Here is a 20,604-nt window from a genome sequence, read left to right as displayed (position 1 = left end):
CCGTAGCGAGCATCGACGCACCCCTTCACACCTAACGAAGCGCATTGTCCGGCTCAACGCCCCGGGAGACCATGATGGAACCGTCAGCACACGTCGATACCTTCGCGCGCGACAACCTTCCGCCGCAGGATCAATGGCCCGTCTTTCTGCTCGACAATCCGGACGTCGCCTATCCGCCGCGGATGAACTGCGCGACCGAATTGCTCGACCGGACCATCGAAGCGGGGCATCGCGACCGGCCGGCCATCTGGTCCGACGTCGACGGCAAACCGCACGCGACCACTTACGGTGAACTGCTGGCGCTGGTAAATCGCAGTGCGCACGTGCTGGTCGACGAGATGGGATTGCGGCCCGGCAACCGCGTGTTACTGCGCGGCCCGAATACGTTGCAGATGGCCGTCGCGATGCTCGCGGCACTGAAGGCCGGTCTCGTCGTCGTGCCGACGATGCCGCTGCTGCGCGCGAAGGAACTGAAGCAGATCATCGAGAAAGCGCGCGTCACCGCCGCGCTATGCGACTCGCGCTTGACCGGCGAACTCGAACGCTGCACGAATCCGCAGGACGACTTCTACTGCGCGACGCTCACGCAAACGCTGCGCTTTCACGACGATTCCGCCGATTCGCTCGATACGCTCGCGCGCAACAAGCCGGAGCACTTCACCGCATGCGACACCGCCACCGACGATGTCTGCCTGATCGCGTTCACGAGCGGCACGACCGGCGCGCCGAAGGGCTGCATGCATTTCCATCGCGACGTGATCGCGATGTGCGATCTGTTTCCGCGCCACGTGCTGAAACCGACTTCGAGCGATATCTTTTGCGGCACGCCGCCGCTCGCGTTTACGTTCGGTCTCGGCGGGATGCTGTGCTTTCCGTTGCGCGTCGGTGCATCGACGGTACTGATCGAAAAGCTCACGCCGCCCACGCTGCTGGAAGTCGTCGAACGTTTTCACGCGACCGTCATGTTCACGGCGCCGACGTTCTATCGGCAGATGGCGCCGCTCGTCACCACGCGCAACGTGTCGTCGTTGAAGAAAACCGTATCAGCGGGCGAGGCGCTGCCCGATTCGACGCGGCGTCTATGGCGCGACGCGACCGGTATCGACATGATCGACGGCATCGGTGGCACCGAGCTGATCCACATTTTCATTTCGTCGCAGGGCGCGGAGATCCGGCCGAATGCAATCGGCCGCGCGGTGCCCGGCTATGTGATTGAAGCCGTCGACGACGACATGCAGCCGGTGCCGCCCGGCACGATCGGCAAGCTCGCCGTGCGCGGCCCGACCGGCTGCCGCTATCTCGCCGACGACCGGCAGTTGCGCTTCGTGCGCGACGGCTGGAATCTGCCGGGCGATTCGGTTTATCTGGACGCGGACGGCTACGTGTTCTACCAGGCCCGCGCCGATGACATGATCGTGTCGGCCGGCTACAACATCTCCGGCCCCGAAGTAGAAAGCGTGCTGCTGCAACACGAGGCGGTCGCGGAATGCGGCGTGATCGGCGTACCGGACGAAACGCGCGGACAGATCGTCAGGGCCTTCGTCGTGGTCAATCCCGGTTATACCGCCGACGACAAACTCGTCGCGCAACTGCAGGATTTCGTTAAAAATAGTGTGGCGCCTTATAAATATCCCCGCGTCATCACCTTCGTCGGCGCGCTGCCGCGCACCGAAACCGGCAAGCTCAAACGTTTCGAGCTGCGCATGATGGCGTAACCCATTTCCTTTGCAGCGCATCAGCTGCGCGGAGGCACACTGCATGGCCGGCTCTTTCATCGAAGTCGTCGCCCAGGATGGCGGCCGTTTCAACGCTTACGTCGCGCGCCCCGCGCAGGGCTCAGGCCCCGGGCTCGTGCTGCTGCAGGAAATCTTCGGCGTCAACGACACGATGAAGGCGACCGCCGATCGCTACGCCGAAGAAGGCTACGTCGTGCTGGTGCCGGACCTGTTCTGGCGCATCAAGCCCGGTATCGAACTCGGCTACGGCGACGCCGACATGCAACAGGCGCTCGGCTATCTGGGCCAGTTCGACACCGATCTCGCGGTCAACGACATCGCCGCCACCATCGCCGCGTTGCGCGCGATGCCCGAACAGGCCGGCAAAGTCGGCGCCGTCGGCTATTGCCTCGGCGGCAAACTCGCGTTTCTGAGCGCGGCGCGCACCGATATCGATTGCGCGGTCAGCTATTACGGCGTCGGCCTCGATGCGCTGCTCGACGAAGTGCCGGCGATCCACTGCCCGATGGTGTTTCACTTCCCCGAAAACGACGCGCATTGCCCGCCCGTCACACGCGAGCGAATCAGCGCCGCGTTGCGTATGCGGCCGCAGATCGAGCAATACGTGTACCCCGGCTGCGATCACGCGTTCGCCGCGCCGCAGCGCACGCAATACGACAAACCCGCCGCGATGATGGCGTATTCGCGCACGCTCGCGCTGCTGCGCAAGGTGCTGGGACCGGTCTACGATCTGAATGCACTGTGGGAAGCGCACTGCTATCACGAGTTCGCGACGCGCGACGTCGACGCGGTGATGCCGACGATGGTCGCCGAGCCCTACGTCAATCACGTGCCGACGATGACGGGTGGTGTCGGTCACGACAAGCTCAAGCGTTTTTATACGCATCACTTCGTCAACTCGAATCCGCCCGACACGAAGCTGATTCCGATCTCGCGCACGATCGGCTCGGATCGTATCGTCGATGAGTTCATTTTCAGCTGCACGCATAGTTGCGAAATCGACTGGCTGCTGCCGGGCGTCGCGCCGACCGGCAAGTATTTCGAGGTACCGATGCTGGCGGTGGTGTGCTTCCGCGGCGACAAGCTTTACAACGAGCACATCTATTGGGATCAGGCTTCGGTGCTCGTGCAGGTCGGGCTGCTCAATCCTGAAGGGCTGCCGGTGGCGGGCATCGAAAGTGCGCGCAAGTTGCTCGACGAGACGTTGCCGTCGAATCAGTTGATGGGCGCGAAATCGAAGGTCTGAGTATGAAGGACGGCTGGCCGCGCACGCGGCCGCCGTTTCGCTCCGCCGAGCCGCGACGCCCAGGATTTCGTAGTTGTGACGCGAAATAGGCGGGTGCTAGACTCGAAAGTCGATTCCCGGCATCGGTCTCGGTCTGAATCCGCGTGAAGCCGCGAGCATGCATCGATGCGCATCGACGCGCATTCCTGTCCATGCAACCGCGCCCCGCGCGATTCTCGCCGCCCTACCCTCTCTCGCGGCACAGGAGCGCCCGCATGACCCACTCCATCCACGGCAAGCAACGCTGGCTCGCGCTGATCGTACTGTGTCTCGGCGTGCTGATGATCGTGCTCGACACGACGATCGTGAACGTCGCGCTGCCGTCCATCGCGGCCGACCTCGGCTTTAGCGAAACCTCGCTCGTGTGGGTCGTCAATGCCTACATGCTGACGTTCGGCGGCTGCCTGCTGCTCGGTGGCCGGCTCGGCGATCTGTATGGCCATCGGCGCCTGTTTCTGGGCGGTATCACGCTGTTCACGCTTGCATCGCTCGCCTGTGGACTTGCGAACTCGCAGATCCTGCTGATCGCCGCGCGTGCCGTGCAGGGCCTCGGCGGCGCAATCGTCTCCGCGGTGTCGCTGTCGTTGATCATGAATCTGTTCACCGAAGCCGGCGAACGCGCGAAAGCGATGGGCGTATATGGCTTCGTGTGCGCGGGCGGCGGCAGCATCGGCGTGCTGCTCGGCGGACTGCTGACGAACCTGCTGAGCTGGCACTGGATCTTTCTCGTCAATCTGCCGATCGGCATCGCCGTGTACGCGCTCTGTATCGCGCTGCTGCCTTCCGCGCGCGGACACGCTCACGGCGAGCGGCTCGACGTGGCCGGCGCGATCAGCGTGACCGCATCGCTGATGCTCGCGGTATACGCGGTCGTCAACGGCAACGAGGCGGGCTGGACCTCGCTGCAAACGCTCGGGCTGCTCGGCGCGGCGCTCGTGTTGCTCGCGCTGTTCCTGCTGATCGAAGCGAAGGTCGAGCATCCGTTGATGCCGCTGGGTCTCTTGCGTCTGCGCAATGTCGCGACCGCCAATGTGGTCGGCGTGCTGTGGGCGGCCGCGATGTTCGCGTGGTTCTTTATTTCGGCGCTGTACCTGCAACGCGTGCTCGGCTATCGGCCGTTGCAGGTCGGGCTCGCGTTCCTGCCGGCGAACCTGATCATGGCCTTCTTTTCGCTCGGCCTGTCAGCGCGCGTGGTGATGCGCTTCGGACTGCGCCGGCCGCTCGCGGCGGGTCTGCTGATCGCTGCCTGCGGACTTGCGCTGTTCGCGCGTGCTCCCGTCGACGGCAGCTTCGTGCCCGACGTGTTGCCCGGCATGATCCTGCTCGGCTTCGGCGCCGGCATCGCATTCAACCCGTTGCTGCTCGCCGCGATGAGCGACGTCGATGCGGCCGATTCGGGCCTCGCGTCAGGCATCGTCAATACGTCGTTCATGATGGGTGGCGCGCTCGGTCTCGCGGTGCTCGCGAGCCTGGCGGCCGCGCGCAGCGATGCGATGCAGGCGTCGATGAGCGCGGGCGCGGCGCTTAATAGCGGCTACCATGTCGCGTTTCTGTTCGGCGCGATTTTCGCTGCAATGGCGGGCATTCTCGGCGGCTTGCTGTTGCGGCCAGGGCTTGCCGGTGGAGCGCATCCGCAAGGGGCTGACGATACGTCGGCGCCACCGACGCAAGCTTCGCGCGACTCGCGCGCGGCAACGGAGAACTACTGAGCGGCATTCGGGAAGCCCAGATACGTTGGTCGCCCGGGCTCGTGTCAAGAATATTTGAGAAGCGCAGTAATAGGGACATGCGCCTTCACGAGGCCTTGCTCGTACTCTTCCGAGAACCTTACGCTGTATCCAGCGACCACTCCTCTCCGTTCGAGTCTGTCAATTCTGCTTTGAACGACGGTTAGCGAAATCTCCAACTGCCGGGCAAGTTCTACGATTGGCGCGCGGGCATCCGCGCGCAACAAGCCACGCAGCTTGTCGTCAATCGAATCGGTGAATTGCACAGCGAGTCCAAGGTTCGATTGCGTGCGCCAGATCAGCCGGGAGCACACCTGTTAAGCGATGGTTGGATGTGCAACCATGGCCCGAGGGTAATCGATTAGTTTTCGTCGTTTTGCGAATTCAGATCGTCGATCTGTCGAAACAAACGCGCAATACGAATATTGGTTGGCTACAAACCGGCGTAGCGTGGCCCTAACATGCTCTCAAAGTTTGGTGCGAGTAACGCTAACGGAGAGAGAGCAGATGAAACAAATCGCTGTTGTGGGCGCCGGCAAGATCGGAGCAACCATTGCCAGCATGCTGGCCGGTACTAAAGATTATCATGTGACGTTGATCGATCAATCCGAGACAGCGTTGAGTACGTTAGAGCGCTCCGACACTCTGGATAAAAAAGCGCTTGATATCTCCGCACCTGGAGTACTGGAAGGCGAGCTGAAAGGCAAGTTCGCAGTCTTGAGCGCCGCACCTTTTCATCTGACCACCCGAATTGCACAGGCCGCTCGCGCGGAGAACGTCCACTACCTGGATCTGACCGAAGACGTAGCGAGCACACATGCAGTCAAGCAGTTGGCGAAGGGCGCACACACCGCTTTCATTCCCCAATGCGGGCTGGCACCCGGCTTCATCTCAATCGTCGCGTATGACATGGCAAAGCGCTTTGACACGTTGGAAAGCGTTCGCATGCGCGTTGGCGCACTGCCCCAATATCCGTCGAACTCGCTGAACTACAACCTCACGTGGAGCACGGATGGAGTCATCAACGAATACATCGAGCCCTGTGAAGCGATCATGAACGGCCAGTTGGTGAAGGTGCCGTCGCTCGAAGAGCGTGAAGAGTTTTCGCTAGACGGCGTTCTTTACGAAGCGTTCAACACGTCGGGAGGCCTCGGTACACTTTGTGAAACGCTCGATGGCAAAGTCCGGACGTTGAACTACCGGACGATTCGTTATCCGGGCCACGCGCAGATTATGAAGACGTTGCTCAATGATCTGGGTTTGCGCGATCGACGCGACGTTTTCAAGAACCTGCTCGAGGCAGTCGTGCCCACGACGATTCAAGACGTCGTCGTGATTTTTGTGACTGTCGTCGGTAGGCGCTCCGGCAGGCTGCTTCAGGATACCTACGCCAACAAGATCTATAGCAAGTCGATTGGTGGGGAGGTCCGTAGCGCTATTCAAATTACCACGGCTTCAGGCATCTGCGCGGTGCTCGATATGCTCGCTGACGGAAAACTGTCGGGTACGGGTTTCATTCGCCAGGAAGATATTTCGCTTGATACGTTCCTTGCGAACCGCTTCGGAAGCGCATATGCGATGCAGCCTCAATTGCAGCTCGAGGCCGCCTAAGCTCTTAACACTATTCCAACGACTGGAGATAAAGATGAAGGGATTTAAGCCGATGTTCGTGTCTGGACTCATCGCCGCACTACTTGGCGTCGCGGCTGCGTCCGCGCACGCCGAAGACTTGCTCGATACCGTCAAGCAGGCTGGAGTATTGAAGATTGCCTGCGAAGGAACTTACCCGCCGTTCGACTCGCGCGGAGCAGATGGCCAGCTCGTGGGCTTCGATGTCGATGTCGCGAAGGCGGTTGCAGCACGGCTCGGCGTAAAGCCACAATTCATCACAACCGAATGGAGCGGAATCCTCGCCGGCCTGGAGGCGGGTAAGTTCGACGTGATCGTCAACCAGGTTGGAATTACCGACCAGCGCAAGGCGGCGCTCGACTTTTCGCAACCCTACACGTACTCGTCCGCGCAGTTGATCCAGCGCGTGAACGACCCGGTCGACTACGGCGCGCACGATGCTTTGCAGGGTAAGCGCATCGGTGTCACTCTCGGCACGAACTTCGCCGAACTCGCGAAGAACCTGCCGGGCGTAGACGTGAAGACCTACCCGGGGGCGCCCGAGAAACTGGCCGACGTCGCGTCGGGGCGCGTCAATGTCAGTATGGATGATCGGGTAATGCTGCCCTACCTGATCAAGAACGCACATCTGCCGCTTAAGGCGGGGGCATTGGTCAAGGGTGGCGACACGCAAATGGGCATTCCGTTCCGAAAGGGGAATCCGAAGTTCGAGAAAGCGCTCGATGATGCGATTACTTCGATGAAGCAGGACGGCACCTTGAAACAGATTTCGATGCATTGGTTCGACACCGACATCACGGTTCCCGCCATACATTAACCGATCCCACGCGCGGGCGTCCTCGCGCGTTCTGTCGTCGACGCGCCCCGCGGTAACAAGGAGTCAAGTTCATGGAAGCGTTTGATCTGGTCGTGCATAGCTTGCCCTTTCTGCTGAGGGGAGCCCTGCTTACCATTAAGTTCGCGGTCGCATCGATGGTGCTCGGATTGGTCGTCGGCCTCATTGTCGCGATCGTGCGTATCAGCAACAGCCGGATCCTGTCCGCAACCGCACAAGGGTACGTCAGCCTGATGCGTGGCACGCCGCTGCTCGTGCAGATCTTCGTGGTCTACTACGGGCTGCCCGACATCGGCATCTCGCTTGACCCGACGGCGGCCGGCATCCTCACGCTGACGCTCAATGCTGGCGCGTACCTTTCGGAGAGCATGCGTGGCGCAATCCTCGGGATCAGCGGCGGCCAGTGGGCCGCCTCGCACAGTCTCGGCCTGACGTATATGCAGACGCTGCGCTACGTCGTGTGCCCGCAGGCGCTGCGGCTTGCGGTGCCGAGTCTTGGGAACACCCTGATCAGCCTGATCAAGGATACATCGCTCGTTTCCGTCATTACCGTGACCGAACTGCTGCGTTCGGCGCAGGAAGCAATCGCGTCGACGTTCCAGCCACTTCCGTTGTATCTCGCTGCCGCGGCGATCTATTGGGTACTGAGTACTCTGCTAGCGCGAATCCAGTTTCGCATCGAAAAGCGATGCGCGATGCCGTCGCACTGACTATCTACAGGCTGTTCACAACGTGTACGGCCGAGTGTTCTGCTACTGATAAACATTCCCAACATGATTACACTCGATAGCGTATCGAAGTGGTTCGGCAAGCATCAGGTCCTCTCGGATTGCAGCGCGTCGGTCACGAAAGGCGAAGTGGTTGTCGTCTGCGGGCCGTCTGGATCGGGCAAGTCGACGCTGATCAAGACGATCAATGGTCTGGAGCCGTTCCAGAAGGGCAGCATCACTGTCGACGGCAATCGGCTTGACGATCCTTCGGTCAAGCTCTCGCAGCTGCGTGCGCGCGTCGGCATGGTGTTCCAGCATTTCGAGTTGTTTCCACACCTGTCCGTTCGCGACAATCTCGCTCTTGCGCAGATGAAGGTGCTGCGACGGCCGAAGGATGAGGCTCACGAGATAGGACTGCGCCTTCTCGATCGGGTTGGGTTGAAAGCACATGCGCAGAAGTTTCCCGGCCAGTTGTCGGGCGGACAGCAGCAGCGGGTGGCGATCGCCCGTGCACTGTCGATGAACCCGATTGCGATGCTGTTCGACGAGCCAACGTCCGCACTCGACCCGGAAATGATCAACGAGGTGCTCGATGTGATGGTCGAACTCGCGCGTGAAGGAATGACGATGGTGTGCGTGACGCACGAGATGGGATTTGCGCGCAAAGTCGCAAATCGCGTGCTCTTCATGGATGCAGGTGTGATCGTTGAAGACGCGAAAAGCGACTCATTTTTCCATACGCCGCGCTCGGAGCGCGCGCGGGATTTTCTCGCCAAAATTCTGCACTAGCAGGCTGTTGAAATACATCTCACCGATACGCGGCACATCTTTTCAAAGAAGTGCCGCGTCGAGTCTGGTTCGCGTCGATTCGATGCCGGGCATTTTTAATTCAGGTGGAACCGATGCCGTCTCCCCGGTACGTCGTCGTATTCGCGCGAAATATCCTTGTTCGTGTAATCGCCGAGACGCGACGCCGCGGCCAGACTGATCACCGCGCACACGAAGATATAACCCGCCACGGCAAGGCCCGAATGGAAGTACGCGAATAGCGCGGTCGCGATCAGCGGCGCGGGTCCGCCCGCAATGATGGACGCCAACTGGTAGCCCATCGACGCACCGCTATAGCGCAACCGGCCCGTAAACGACTCCGCGATCAGCGCGGCTTGCGGACCATACATCATCGCGTGAGGCACCAGCGAAAGCACGATGGCAGCGAAAATCCACATCGGGTTTCGCGTGTCGACCATGTAGAAGAAGATGAAGCCGAAAATGCCCACGGCAGCGGCGCCGATCATGTACATGCGTCGCCGGCCGATAAGATCGGAAATGTGGCCGAATAGCGGAATCGTGATGAATTCCAATACGGCTGCCGCGAGTACCGCCGTGAGCAACAGGTCGCGCGAGGCGCCCAATGTCTTCACGCCGTAGGCAAAGATAAAGGCCGTGAAAATGTAGAAAGGCGCCTGTTCGGCCATGCGCGCAAACGCCGACAGAAGAATGTCTTTCGGCTGACGGCGCAGTACTTCGAGCATCGGTGCCTTTTCGATCCTGTTCTCGGCGAGGAGCTTCGCGAAAATCGGTGTTTCGAGAATATTCAAGCGGATATAAAGACCGATCGCGACCAGCACGATACTGAAGAAGAACGGCACTCGCCAACCCCACGTCAGAAACGCACTGCCGGAAAGCTCGCTGGTGGCCAGCACCACCAGGTTTGCGACGAATAACCCGGCGGGTACGCCGAACTGTGGCCACGATGCGACGAAGCCGCGATGCTTGTTGGTACGCGCCCATTCCATCGACATCAGTACCGAGCCGCCCCACTCGCCGCCGACGCCAACACCCTGAATAAAGCGCAGCACCGTGAGCAGGATGGCACCCCAGATGCCGATGCTCTCATAGGTCGGCACAAAACCCACGGCGAACGTCGCAAACCCCATCAGCAATAGTGTGACGATCAAGGTTGCTTTACGTCCGATCCGGTCGCCGTAGTGGCCGAAAATCGCCGCGCCGACAGGCCGCGCGATAAAGCCCACGGCATAGATCAGAAAAGCCTGCAGTGTCCCGACGAGCGGGTCCGATTCGGGGAAGAACAGCTTGGCGAACACCAGACCGGTGACCGTGCTGTATAGAAAGAAGTCGTACCATTCGATTGTCGTGCCAATCGTGCTGGCGATGACAGCGCGGCGCAACTGGCGCCGAGCCTCCTCATTGGAGAGGGGCATTGCCCCTGATTGCGTGGCAGCCATTTGATGTCTCCCCCAAAAGCCCCGGGTGATGTTTTTATCGACATGTAATACATTGGGTGGTTCCGGTGAGGCAGAGCGCAGAGGGCGACTAAGGCGGCTTAACGGCTTCCCTAATGGCTGCCAGCCGGGTGCAATAAAAATCGCACTCGGATTGCTATTCGCAGAGAGTAGAGTTCTCCAGGAAAGTGCGTTTCGACGCCGCATTTCTTGCCGAATTCGCATCTGGTAAATCGTCGTTTCAATGCAATTGATACCGATACACGCGTGAGATTTCGAGTGAAGCGTAGGCTTGATGAAAGACGGAATTCCTCTCATTGATGCTCTCGTTCGCGCGATGTCTGAATCAAGGGTCTATGCTTTCGTAATTGCCCAGTCGCTATAACGGAATCGATTCCAGGAGGAAGCCATGCAAGCCGATCCGAAGGTTATCGACTATCTGAACGCCGAACTGAAAAACGAGCTGACAGCGATCAACCAGTATTTCCTGCATGCGAGGCTTTATAAACATTGGGGCCTCGATGCACTCGGCAAGCATGAATACGACGAATCGATCGAGGAAATGAAGCATGCGGACAAGCTGATCGAGCGGATTCTGATGCTCGACGGACTGCCCAACCTGCAGGACTTGAGCAAGCTGCTCATTGGCGAAGACACGCGCGAGATCCTCGAATGCGATCTGAAGCTCGAACGGATCGCGCAAGCGCAATGCAAGGAAGCGATCGTGTATTGCGAATCCGTTCGCGACTTCGTATCGAGAGAGATCTTCGTTGAAATTCTCGACGCCACCGAAGATCACATCGACTGGCTCGAAACCCAGCTTGGACTGATCGACAAGATCGGCATCGAAAACTATCAGCAGTCGGGAATCGGCTCGCTCAATTGACACGGTCGTACGAGACGATATAGTCCCATTCGTCCCGAAGCCGTGCGAAGAGAGAGTCCCGATGACAGCGACATCCGTTTCATGCTCATGCGGCAAAGTGGAGTACAAGCTTGCCGGTACACCGATACTGACGGCCGTTTGCTACTGCGACGATTGCCAACGAGGCTCCGCGCAGATCGACGCGTTAGCGAATGCCGCGCCGGTTCTCGGCGCGGATGGCGGAACCGCGTATGTGCTCTATCGCAGAGATCGTTTCGAGTGCACGAAAGGCCGTGAGTTGCTGCGAGACCTGCGCCTGAAGGACACGTCGCCGACCAAACGTGTCGTCGCCGGATGCTGCAATACCGCGATGCATCTCGACTTCGAAAAGGGACACTGGGTGGCGGCGTACCGGGAACGCTTTCGGCAAGACGCGCCACCAATACAAATGTGCATTCAGGCGCGCTTCAAGCCGGAGTCGGCCAGCGCACCGAGCGATATACCGACCTACCGGACGTTTCCTCCGCGGTTTCTTGCAAAGCTTCTTATGTCCCGCATTGCGATGGTCTTTTCGTAGACCGTTCGCTGTCAATCGCGCTCGATACCCAATGCCGTAATGAGCCGCTCACGTCGCGACAGCGCCTGAAGAGAACGCTTGCCAAGATGCGTCGCGACGAGATTGAGCAGGCCTTCGCAAAAGATCAGATACGCGCCCATGCTGTTGCTGAAGAAGCTGCTGTCGTGCGGAATCAGAAACGCGTGACGCGCGGGCGGCACGAGCGGTGATGCGAGCGTGTCGGTGATCGCGATCACGGTCATGCCGGCGTCGGAGGCTGCTACAGCTGCTTCGGCAACGCTGCGCGTATATGGCGCCACGCTCGTCACGACGACCACGTCACCCGGCTGCAACTGCGCGAGGCCTTCCGCGACGCCGAGCCCTTGCGCATCGAGCAGGCCGACATCGGTGCGGATCATGCCGAGGCCGTAGCACAGGAAACTGGCAAGCGCGCTGAACTGCCGCAGACCATGTACGCGCACACGCGGCGCATCGGCGAGCAAAGTCGCCGCGCCACGCAGATCCGCGGGCGATAGCCGCGCGAGGAACGTCTCGACATTGCCGATCGATTCACGCGCGAGTTGCGCGACCACATCGACTTCGGATGAATCTTCCGCGTCGGCGCCAGCATGCCCATGCGCTTTCTTGCCGGCCACCAGACGTTCCGCCTGATGCGTGTAGAAATGCCGATGCCGCTGCGCCAACGAATCGCGGAATACGCTCTGAAAATCGGCGAAGCCGGTGTAGCCGAGTTTCGTGCTGAGACGCGTCAGCGTCGATGCATTGACATCCAGCGCGGCCGCAAGATCGGTGATCGTACGCACGGCCACTTCCTCCGGCCGCTCGATCAACCACGCGAGCACCGCATGCGCCTTGCCGCCAAGCGAAAGCCCTGCCTCGTCGCGGCCGATGCGCACCACCAGCTCGCGCAATCCGTCGACAGTGCGCGGCACCAGACCGATCGGGTCAGGCGCCTTCGCTTCGTTGTTCGCCGCCTTGCGGCGTGTCGTGCGTTTGTCTGTGTCCATCGATCATTCGATATCGGGGCGGCGTCCCCGGCTGTTCATAAACGCTCCATTCTATGTGAGACGCCTTGATCAGGATATCGGCGGTGGCGAGGGTGTTCTCGTCGTCCGGGTCATTCGGGTCGTTGCGATAGATCGGTAGCGACGCGTCGTGCGTGTCGGCGAGAATCGACAGCGGCTCCGGCGAATGCCGCGCTTGCCTCGCCTCGTGCAGCAACGTGTCACCGCGCGCCTGCCGATGCCGTGAAGAATCGGTCACGATCTGCGCAAAGCCGCTCATCGCCGGATGGATCGCGTGATTCGCATGCAACGATGGCTGCGTGATCGTTTGCGCCGAGTAGCCGTGCCCGCTGAACTCGACACTGGTCAAAACGTCGCTCGCGCGGTGCCCGAGCGTAACGTGAAAGCCGCCCGCGCGCGGATTGTCGCGCAACAGCGATAACGCGTTCGCGGAATTGCGGACATCCAGCAATGCGCGCATCAGCACCATGCGCGGCACGCCAGCCTGCACGCCGCGCTGCCGCAGGTTGTTTACTGCAATGGCAAGACCCGCGTCCGTCACCGCGAACGTATGACCCGGCAGCGAACCCGGATAGACGAAAGCGGCAAAGCGCGGGCTGCCGTCGATACGGCATTCGGCGATCGCGCAATCGCCGGCGAAGCCCGGGTCGCCGTCTTCGTTGTGCGCGATGCGATTGTGGCCGGCCGCCGGCAACTGCACTGTCGTGCATCCATCCGGCGATGCGGCCCACACGTCGCCGCGGCAGTTCCACAGGAACACCTCTTCGAATGGCAGACCGAGGCCATCGGCGAGGCCCTGCAATTCCGCCCACACACGAGGAAAACGCTGCTGCGTGTGCGCGGCCAGCGCGCCGGCGAGCGGCGTGCCGCGCCATTGCATCACGTCGCGCCAGGCGCTCGAACGCACCAGATGACGATGCACGGCCGGCGCGCCGAAACGCCCCAACGCGCGGCCTGCCTCGAACGGCATGCCGGAAATCTCGATGTAACCTAGTACGGGCATCTGAATGAATTCACTCGACGTGTTGAAGGAAATCACGCAACCGCTGATTCGGCGGATTGTCGATCAGTTCGGCGGGCGCGCCATCGACGGCGATATGGCCGTGCTCCATGAAAATGAGCCGCGTGCCGACGCGGCGCGCAAACGCCATCTCGTGCGTCACCACGACCATCGTCATACCGTCTTCCGCCAGCGACTGCATCACGCGCAATACTTCCTGACGCAATTCCGGATCGAGAGCGGAAGTTGGCTCGTCGAACAGCATCAGTTTAGGCTTGACCGCCAGCGCGCGCGCAATCGCCACGCGTTGCTGCTGACCGCCCGACAACTCGCTCGCATAGTGATTCACGCGTTCTGCGAGGCCCACTTTCGCGAGCAGTTCGCGCGCGAGCACTTCGGCTTCACGCTTGCCCATGCCGCGCACCTGACGCGGACCGAACGCGACGTTCTCGAGCGCCGTCAATTGCGGGAACAGGTTGAACTGTTGAAACACCATGCCCGCTTCGCGGCGGATCTCGCGTACCTGCTTTGAGCCGCCCAGCACGCTGATGCCGTCGACGACCAGATCGCCACCGTCGATCTGCTCCAGCGCGTTGATACACCGCAGCAGCGTCGACTTGCCCGAACCCGATGGACCGATCAGCACCACGACTTCGCCCGCGCGGATGTTCAGATCGACGCCGTCGAGCACGGTGGTCTTGCCGAAGCGCTTCGTGACCTGCTTGAACTGCACCATATCGAGCGTATTCATAGTATCCGCATCCTCTTTTCCATCGTGCGCAGGCCGAAGGTCAGCACGCCGATCATGCAGAGGTAGATCAGCGCGACCGCGGTCCAGATTTCGACGGCGCGGAAATTCGCCGCCATGATCTCCTGGCCCTGGCGCGTCAATTCGCCGACGCCGATCACGATGAACAGCGATGTGTCCTTCAGGCTCACGATGAACTGGTTGCCCAGCGACGGCGTCATGCGCCGCACGGCAACCGGCCCGACGACGAACGCGAGCACGCGCCACATCGGCATGCCGAGCGCGAGCCCCGCTTCCTTCAGACCGCGCGGCACCGATAGAAACGCGCCGCGCACGATCTCGGCGATATACGCGCCCGAGTTGACGATGATCGACACAACCGCGGCCGTCATCGCGTCGACGCGCACGTTGAGCAGTACCGGCAACGCGAAGTAGATGAACATCACCTGAACGACGATTGGCGTACCGCGCACGAATTCGACGTACGCGAACGCGATCTTCTGCAGAACGGCGTTGCCATATGCGCGCATCAGGCCGAACAGAAAACCGACGACGAGGCCGCCCGCGAGGCCGGCGATGGTAATCAGCACCGTCAGTTTCGCGCCCTGCAGCAGCGCCGGTATCGCATTGATGACGACAGACAGATCGAACTGCATGAGTGCTCTCCGCAGCGGTGTAGATCAGGACTTTGCCGGCGGTTCGACACCGAACCACTTCTTGTAGATCGCCGCATAACGTCCGTCGGCCTTGATCTTCGCAATCGCCTCATTGACCTTCGGCACGAGCGGGCTGCCCTTCGGGAAACCGATGCCGTATTGTTGCGCCATCATCTGTGGACCGACTGCCTTCACATGTCCGTTGCCTGCCGTCTTGATGTAGTAGAGGACGTTCGGCGTATCGTGCATCGCGGCATCGACGCGACCGGTCTGCAGTTCGAGATACGCGTTGTCGATGTTCGGGAACTGCCGCAGATCGGTGCCGGCGAAATGCGCCTTCGCGTAGTCTGCCGCCGAGGTGCCGGTCTTCAGCGCGAGCGACTTGCCCTTGAGGTCTTCCGGACCCTTGATCGTGCTCGTGGCGGGCACCATCAACAGGAAGCCGCTGTCGTAGTAGCCATCCGAGAAGTCGATGACCTTCTTGCGCTCGTCCTTAATCGTGATGCCCGCGAGCGCGACATCGACGTTATGCGTTTGCAAAGCCGGCAGAATGCCGCTGAAGTCCATCGGCTGCAGCTTGTAATCGAGCTTCAGATCCTTCGCGATCGCTTCCCACAGATCGATGTCGAAGCCGACGTATTTGTCGCCCTGCTTGAATTCGAACGGCACGAACGCCGTGTCGCAGGCGACCAGCAAGGTCTCGGCCCGTGCGGCATGACCGAGGACGGAGGCAGCGACGAGTGCCGCCGCGACGAGCTTTGCAACGAGTTTCATGACGACCTCTTCCGGGTTGGGTTCACGATCGGCAGCAAGCCGATTTGCGCCAAGTATTCTCTCGCAAATTTATTTGCGCAATAGGGACGAGCGCAAATTTGCTTGCGAATTGGGTTTACCCTGGGAAGAGATCAGACAGCGCCGGTGAAGACCGGAAAGGTGTGGAAGACGGCTGCCGGGCAGCCTGCGTGGCCCCGGAGAGCCGGGGTCAGGTCCAACGGAGGTGATCGAGGTCGTCGAATCAGGGCTCGCATTTCGCCCCGATTCGGTACCCCGTCCTACTTTCGTCTTTACTTAGAAGTGTGCGTGCAGATTGACGAACGCACTCAGCGATTCGCCGACATACGCACCGGCTGCGTTGGCGGCAATGAAGTAACGGCGATCCGTCAGATTGTGGACGTTCAGATCCACGCCCCAGCGTGACGTTTCATAGCCGAATGCTGCATTGGCAATCACGTACGACGGAATCGAATTGACGTTCGTCGCATCGCTGTACGACTTGGCGGCATAGTTGACGCCCGCGCCGACATGGAAACCCGGCACGCCGGCGATCGAAAAGTCGTAGGTGGTCCACAGGTTGCCGATAAACGCCGGTGCACCTTGCGGACGATTGCCGACCGATGCCAACGCCTGCGGGTTGTCGGTGATCTTCGGATCCTGCGCGGTGAAGTTGGCGGTCAGATGCCATTGCGGCGTGATGCTCGCATCGAGCGACGCTTCCGCGCCCTTCGTTTTCTGGCCGTCGAACACCACGCTTTCCACGCCATTGATCGTGGTCAGCGTCGCCACGTTATCGCGCGAAACGTCGAAGAGCGCAGTATTCAACACATACCGGTCGTCGAGAAACGAGAACTTCACGCCCACTTCGTATTGCAACGCGGATTCCGGTGCGCCAATGCCGTTTTGCGTACTCTCGGAGTTGAAGTTCGTCAGATGACTCTTCGATACGCCGACATAAGGCGACATCCACGGCAGTACTTTGTAGAGCACGCCGATGTTCCAACTGACCGGCGCGTCGTTACGCGAATCCGTTACACCGGCAACAAGCGGCTGACCCTGCGTATCGAAGCGCCCCGGCACGGTGATGTTCGGCGTGAGCGACGTGTCCCACCAATCCTTGCGAACGCCTGCTCTCACCTTGAGCCTGTCGGTCACGTCGATCTGATCGGTCGCGTACAGGCTGTAGTAATTGGCGACGAGATGATCGTTGTCGCACGAGTGCTTGGCATCGCACAGGAATGTGAGACCGGCCAGCGAAGTTTCCGGTGGAACCGGTGCGAACGCATCGGGAATGTTCGGCAAGTCCGCCGTGGTGCGCTCGGTGTCGATCGTCTGATGCTGGTATTCGAAGCCGGTCAGCAGCGTGTGCTTGACGCTGCCCGTGCCGAACCGCCATACCGGCTCCAGTTGATAATCGATACTGTTGTCCGAATCGTCCTGCTGCCGCAGTTGCCGGCCGACCACCTCGCCATCGCTGACCTTGGTACTCGTGCTGTCGCCGTTACCGACTACATCGAGGCTGTGATGCAGGTACGAAAAGCGATTGTTGATCGTCAGGATGTCGCTGATCTTCCACTCATCGGTCAGAGTCGGGCGCACGTAGTTACCACGCGCATAAGCAAACGGCGTCGAGTACTTTGCATCGATCGGCACGCCTGTAATAGGCGAACCATGGAAGTAGATCAGACCATACGAGTCGGGCGTCTCGTGAATGTCACGCGCATCCAGAGAGAAATCGATCTTGTGATTGTCGAGCTTCCATTCGAACGCGGGCCGAATCTCTTCGTCGCGGCTCGCGAGATCGCGGAATCCATCCGAGCGCGACACGGTCGCATCGACGCGATAGTTCAGTCCTGCGATGCCAGTTGGCCCGGTAACGTAGCCGCTGCCGCCAATCGTGCCGAACGAGCCCGACTGGATATTGCCGCCAAAATGAAATTCGGAAGACGGCGCGTAATGGACGATGTTGATCGTGCCTCCCGGCGGCCCGCTGCCGAAAAGCGCGGAACCCGGGCCTTCGAGCACCTCGATACGCTCGACGCCATTTAGCGAATGCGAAACGCCGCCGAGCAGATCGCCATCGGAGAATCCGTCGTTATAGATCTGCGCATTGAGGCCGCGAATCAGAAAGTGGTCGTAGTAGCCCTTCGTGTCCTGACCGCCGACATTGACACCGCTCGCATTGGACACGCCCTGCCGCAGCATCGTCGCGCCTTGCTCGGTCAACAGTGCGCGCGGAATCACCTGCACGCTCGCGGGTAGATCCTTCAGCGCGGTTCCGGTCTTGCTCAAACCCGTGACCTGCTCCGGATCGTTGATGTTGTCGATCACCGGCGCCTGAGTCGGCGTGGCTGCGCGCACCTCGACAGGTGGCAACGTCGAAGTATCCGACGGTGCCGCGTTTGCCGCGCCAGCCGTCGGCGACTGCTGCGCGCTCGCCGGGTGAACGAGTGCCATGGCGAGCAGCGGCGCGGTCAATCCCCGCGCAACCCCTTTTCCGATCTTCTTGATACGGGTCTTCTTCACTTCAAAAACCTCCAGTTCACTTCTCAATTGCAGATCGATTGGCGCGCATCCCAGCGACGCCTTGAATCGGCGCGTGGATTGTTCAATCGCTAATCACAAATACAACTGAGAACGATTTTTGTTTAACTTTTGGAGTGCAATTTGCCCCGTCATTAATGCCGGGCCCCTGGTTCTTCCGTCGAGAACAGATGCGATGTTCCTGGCGGCGCACTCCCTTCTGGTCAGCCTTGGGTCACGAAATACCTGTCGAACGGCTGACGCTGAGGATGAACGCTGGTTGCATCGCGTTTATTCCGGCGGAGCGATCGGAGCGAGTTACAGGCCATTACATGCGGGGACGAATCGTCGGATTGACTGCGGAATTGAGGGCGGCTATCGCCGCCCTCTCCATTCCTCGCGATCGCTTACGCAACAGATCGATCCAGCCGAAGCAAACTTCCACTCTTCATTTCAATCGTCCCGGCGGCAGCGCAATTCGCGTCAAGTACTCGATACCCTCCGCCAACGCAAACACCGATTGCCGTCCATCACGCGCGCGAACGCTAAGCGTGCGATCACGTTGATCACGCGGCCCAACAGCGACGAGAATCGGCACCTGCTTGTCGCGCGCATCGACGATCTTCTTCTCCAGCCGCTCCGGCCGGCTATCGAGCACCGCGCGAACACCCGCATCGTCGAGAGCCCGAACGAGTTCGTCCGCATAAGCGAGATTCGCGCCGCTGATCGTCGCGACCACCACCTGCTCAGGCGCGAGCCACATCGGCAACCATCCCTGATGATGTTCGAGCAGCATCGCGATGAAACGCTCGATGCTGCCGAGCACCGCATGATGGATCATCACCGGCCGCTCGCGCTCGTTGCGCTCGTTGACGTACTGCGCATCGAGCCGCTCGGGCAGTACGAAATCGAGTTGGATCGTGCCGCATTGCCAGCTTCGCGCGCGGCTATCCGTCAGATGAAACTCGAGTTTCGGCCCGTAAAAAGCGCCTTCTCCGGCGAGTACGTCGAATGCAAGACCGGCCGCATGCGCGGCATCAGCCAGCGCCTGTTCCGCGCGATCCCACGTTGCGTCGTCGCCCGCGCGCAATGGCGGGCGCGTCGCCAGCGCAACCTTGAAGTCGGGAAAGCCGAGGTCCGCGTACATCGAACGCAGCAACGCGCAGAAGCGGCCCACTTCCGCCTCGATATGCGCGGGCGCGCAAAACACATGCGCGTCGTCCTGCACGAACGCGCGCGTGCGCTTCAAACCTTCGAGCGACCCCGACGGTTCATCCCGATGGCACGCGCCGAACTCGCTATAACGCACCGGCAACTCGCGATACGAGCGCACGCGCTGGTTGAACACCTGCACATGGCAAGGGCAACTCATCGGCTTCAGACAAAGCGCGCGGCCTTCCTCTTCGGCATCGGCCAGCGAATACATCGCGCCGCCGAACTTCTCCCAATGACCGCTCTTTTCCCATAGCGAGCGCGCGAGCAACTGCGGCGTGCGTATCTCGCGAAAGCCCGCGCGACGCATGCGTGCGCGCACATAATCTTCGAGCACGCGGTAAAGCGTAAAGCCGCGCGGATGCCAGAAGACCATGCCGGGGCCTTCCTCCTGCTGATGAAAGAGATCCAGCTTATTGCCGAGTACACGATGATCGATGTCGTTCACGGTCATGCTCCGTTGGTTTGGATACCACGATGAATGCCGCAAACGGAAGGTCCTGAAACGCCAAAGGCCCCGTCCGTTTCCGGCGGGGCCTTTGGGGATTTGCCACTGCTTGTGCTGCTCTCCAGCTCTAGCGCGCGCAACCTCCAGACGACCCGCCTGTGAAGGTGGTCGTCGTGGTGGTGACGGCGAAGAGTGAGATCGAGTGGAAGCGCATGTATCGAAGGTAAACGAATTTGGTCCGGTACGTCAATCACGTTACTCCACCTGCAAGAAGCAAACGATTGCGAAGTAACCGCGCTATCACCGCATCATTCTGCTATTCAAGTTTTATTGTTTCTCGCCATGACTTCGTACTATGTTGTTATTCCCAACGCACGGAGTGACGATCTATTCCGGCAGAAATGAAAAGGTCACGGAAACGCAGAACAATAGTCTCGACAGCTTCCTGTAATGCCTCCCGTTATGCACTTTCCAGGCAAGCGTGATACGCGGCGATCAACTATCATCAGCGAATTCTCACCGCCTGAAATTGCCCGTCTTCGTACTATGGACAGGCCGGATTCGAAGTTATCTTGCTGGTGACCACGAGAGAAAGCATCGCCTGGTTGCCT

18 protein-coding genes are annotated in these 20,604 nt (G+C 60.3%); 9 read left to right on the top strand and 9 right to left on the bottom strand.

Translation table 11 applies throughout. The features are described 5' to 3' along the window. Nucleotides 1–74 precede the first annotated feature (74 nt). From L0U82_RS19605 to L0U82_RS19595, 3 genes are all read left to right on the top strand, one after another. Complete coding sequence (locus L0U82_RS19605; RefSeq protein ID WP_233833666.1) at nucleotides 75–1,715, top strand: AMP-binding protein; 1,641 nt, start codon at nucleotides 75–77, stop codon at nucleotides 1,713–1,715. Between the two features lie 43 nt (nucleotides 1,716–1,758). Beyond that, nucleotides 1,759–2,982, top strand: coding sequence for a dienelactone hydrolase family protein (locus tag L0U82_RS19600; protein ID WP_233833664.1), 1,224 nt, complete (start codon nucleotides 1,759–1,761; stop codon nucleotides 2,980–2,982). Nucleotides 2,983–3,236: 254 nt separating this feature from the next. After that, nucleotides 3,237–4,730: an MFS transporter gene (locus L0U82_RS19595; protein ID WP_233833662.1), complete on the top strand. Its 1,494-nt coding sequence runs from the start codon at nucleotides 3,237–3,239 to the stop codon at nucleotides 4,728–4,730. Between the two features lie 44 nt (nucleotides 4,731–4,774). Here L0U82_RS19595 and L0U82_RS19590 read toward each other — a convergent pair whose 3' ends face one another. Continuing rightward, nucleotides 4,775–5,014 carry an Lrp/AsnC family transcriptional regulator gene (locus L0U82_RS19590; protein ID WP_233833659.1) on the bottom strand — a complete coding sequence of 80 codons (240 nt, stop codon included), beginning with the start codon at nucleotides 5,012–5,014 and terminating at the stop codon, nucleotides 4,775–4,777. 241 nt (nucleotides 5,015–5,255) lie between these two features. Here L0U82_RS19590 and L0U82_RS19585 point away from each other — a divergent pair, with 241 nt between their 5' ends. From L0U82_RS19585 to L0U82_RS19570, 4 genes are all read left to right on the top strand, one after another. Further along, a complete protein-coding gene (locus L0U82_RS19585; protein WP_233833657.1) occupies nucleotides 5,256–6,359 on the top strand; it encodes a saccharopine dehydrogenase family protein in 1,104 nt (367 codons plus the stop codon). A gap of 34 nt (nucleotides 6,360–6,393) precedes the next feature. Then, nucleotides 6,394–7,194, top strand: coding sequence for a transporter substrate-binding domain-containing protein (locus tag L0U82_RS19580; RefSeq protein WP_326489770.1), 801 nt, complete (start codon nucleotides 6,394–6,396; stop codon nucleotides 7,192–7,194). A 71-nt stretch (nucleotides 7,195–7,265) separates the two neighbouring features. After that, nucleotides 7,266–7,922 carry an amino acid ABC transporter permease gene (locus tag L0U82_RS19575; protein WP_233833653.1) on the top strand — a complete coding sequence of 219 codons (657 nt, stop codon included), beginning with the start codon at nucleotides 7,266–7,268 and terminating at the stop codon, nucleotides 7,920–7,922. 63 nt (nucleotides 7,923–7,985) lie between these two features. Continuing rightward, complete coding sequence (locus tag L0U82_RS19570) at nucleotides 7,986–8,711, top strand: amino acid ABC transporter ATP-binding protein (protein WP_233833651.1); 726 nt, start codon at nucleotides 7,986–7,988, stop codon at nucleotides 8,709–8,711. A 95-nt stretch (nucleotides 8,712–8,806) separates the two neighbouring features. Here L0U82_RS19570 and L0U82_RS19565 read toward each other — a convergent pair whose 3' ends face one another. Next, on the bottom strand, nucleotides 8,807–10,168 hold the full coding sequence (locus L0U82_RS19565; RefSeq protein WP_233837418.1) for an MFS transporter: 1,362 nt from the start codon (nucleotides 10,166–10,168) through the stop codon (nucleotides 8,807–8,809). Between the two features lie 406 nt (nucleotides 10,169–10,574). Between L0U82_RS19565 and bfr the strand changes: the two genes are divergently transcribed. Both bfr and L0U82_RS19555 read left to right on the top strand, forming a co-directional pair. Continuing rightward, nucleotides 10,575–11,051, top strand: coding sequence for a bacterioferritin (gene bfr / locus L0U82_RS19560; RefSeq protein ID WP_233833649.1), 477 nt, complete (start codon nucleotides 10,575–10,577; stop codon nucleotides 11,049–11,051). Nucleotides 11,052–11,112: 61 nt separating this feature from the next. Further along, nucleotides 11,113–11,607: a GFA family protein gene (locus L0U82_RS19555; RefSeq protein WP_233833647.1), complete on the top strand. Its 495-nt coding sequence runs from the start codon at nucleotides 11,113–11,115 to the stop codon at nucleotides 11,605–11,607. Between the two features lie 11 nt (nucleotides 11,608–11,618). On the opposite strand, the gene L0U82_RS19550 is transcribed toward L0U82_RS19555, so the two are convergent. From L0U82_RS19550 to thrS, 7 genes are all read right to left on the bottom strand, one after another. Continuing rightward, nucleotides 11,619–12,614 (bottom strand): MurR/RpiR family transcriptional regulator, encoded by a 996-nt coding sequence (locus L0U82_RS19550; protein ID WP_233833645.1) that lies wholly within the window; start codon nucleotides 12,612–12,614, stop codon nucleotides 11,619–11,621. Continuing rightward, complete coding sequence (locus tag L0U82_RS19545) at nucleotides 12,553–13,635, bottom strand: C45 family autoproteolytic acyltransferase/hydolase (protein WP_233833643.1); 1,083 nt, start codon at nucleotides 13,633–13,635, stop codon at nucleotides 12,553–12,555. The genes L0U82_RS19550 and L0U82_RS19545 overlap by 62 nt, the downstream gene beginning before the upstream one ends. Nucleotides 13,636–13,645: 10 nt before the next feature. Next, nucleotides 13,646–14,383: a glutamine ABC transporter ATP-binding protein GlnQ gene (gene glnQ, locus L0U82_RS19540; protein WP_326489749.1), complete on the bottom strand. Its 738-nt coding sequence runs from the start codon at nucleotides 14,381–14,383 to the stop codon at nucleotides 13,646–13,648. After that, entirely contained in the window at nucleotides 14,380–15,036 is a 657-nt protein-coding gene (gene glnP / locus L0U82_RS19535; protein ID WP_233833641.1) for a glutamine ABC transporter permease GlnP, read from the bottom strand. Before glnP ends, glnQ begins: the two co-directional genes overlap by 4 nt. Nucleotides 15,037–15,060: 24 nt before the next feature. Continuing rightward, nucleotides 15,061–15,810, bottom strand: coding sequence for a glutamine ABC transporter substrate-binding protein GlnH (gene glnH / locus L0U82_RS19530; protein ID WP_233833640.1), 750 nt, complete (start codon nucleotides 15,808–15,810; stop codon nucleotides 15,061–15,063). A 294-nt stretch (nucleotides 15,811–16,104) separates the two neighbouring features. After that, the gene (locus L0U82_RS19525) at nucleotides 16,105–18,336 is read right to left on the bottom strand and encodes a TonB-dependent receptor (protein WP_233833639.1); all 2,232 of its coding nucleotides are present in this window, start codon (nucleotides 18,334–18,336) and stop codon (nucleotides 16,105–16,107) included. Nucleotides 18,337–18,781: 445 nt separating this feature from the next. After that, complete coding sequence (gene thrS / locus L0U82_RS19520; protein ID WP_233833638.1) at nucleotides 18,782–19,993, bottom strand: threonine--tRNA ligase; 1,212 nt, start codon at nucleotides 19,991–19,993, stop codon at nucleotides 18,782–18,784. Nucleotides 19,994–20,604 lie beyond the last annotated feature (611 nt).

The organism is Paraburkholderia sp. ZP32-5 (assembly GCF_021390495.1).
Classification (GTDB): domain Bacteria; phylum Pseudomonadota; class Gammaproteobacteria; order Burkholderiales; family Burkholderiaceae; genus Paraburkholderia.
Note: the sequence above shows the minus strand (reverse complement) of the source record. Positions and strands in the feature narration are given on the sequence as shown.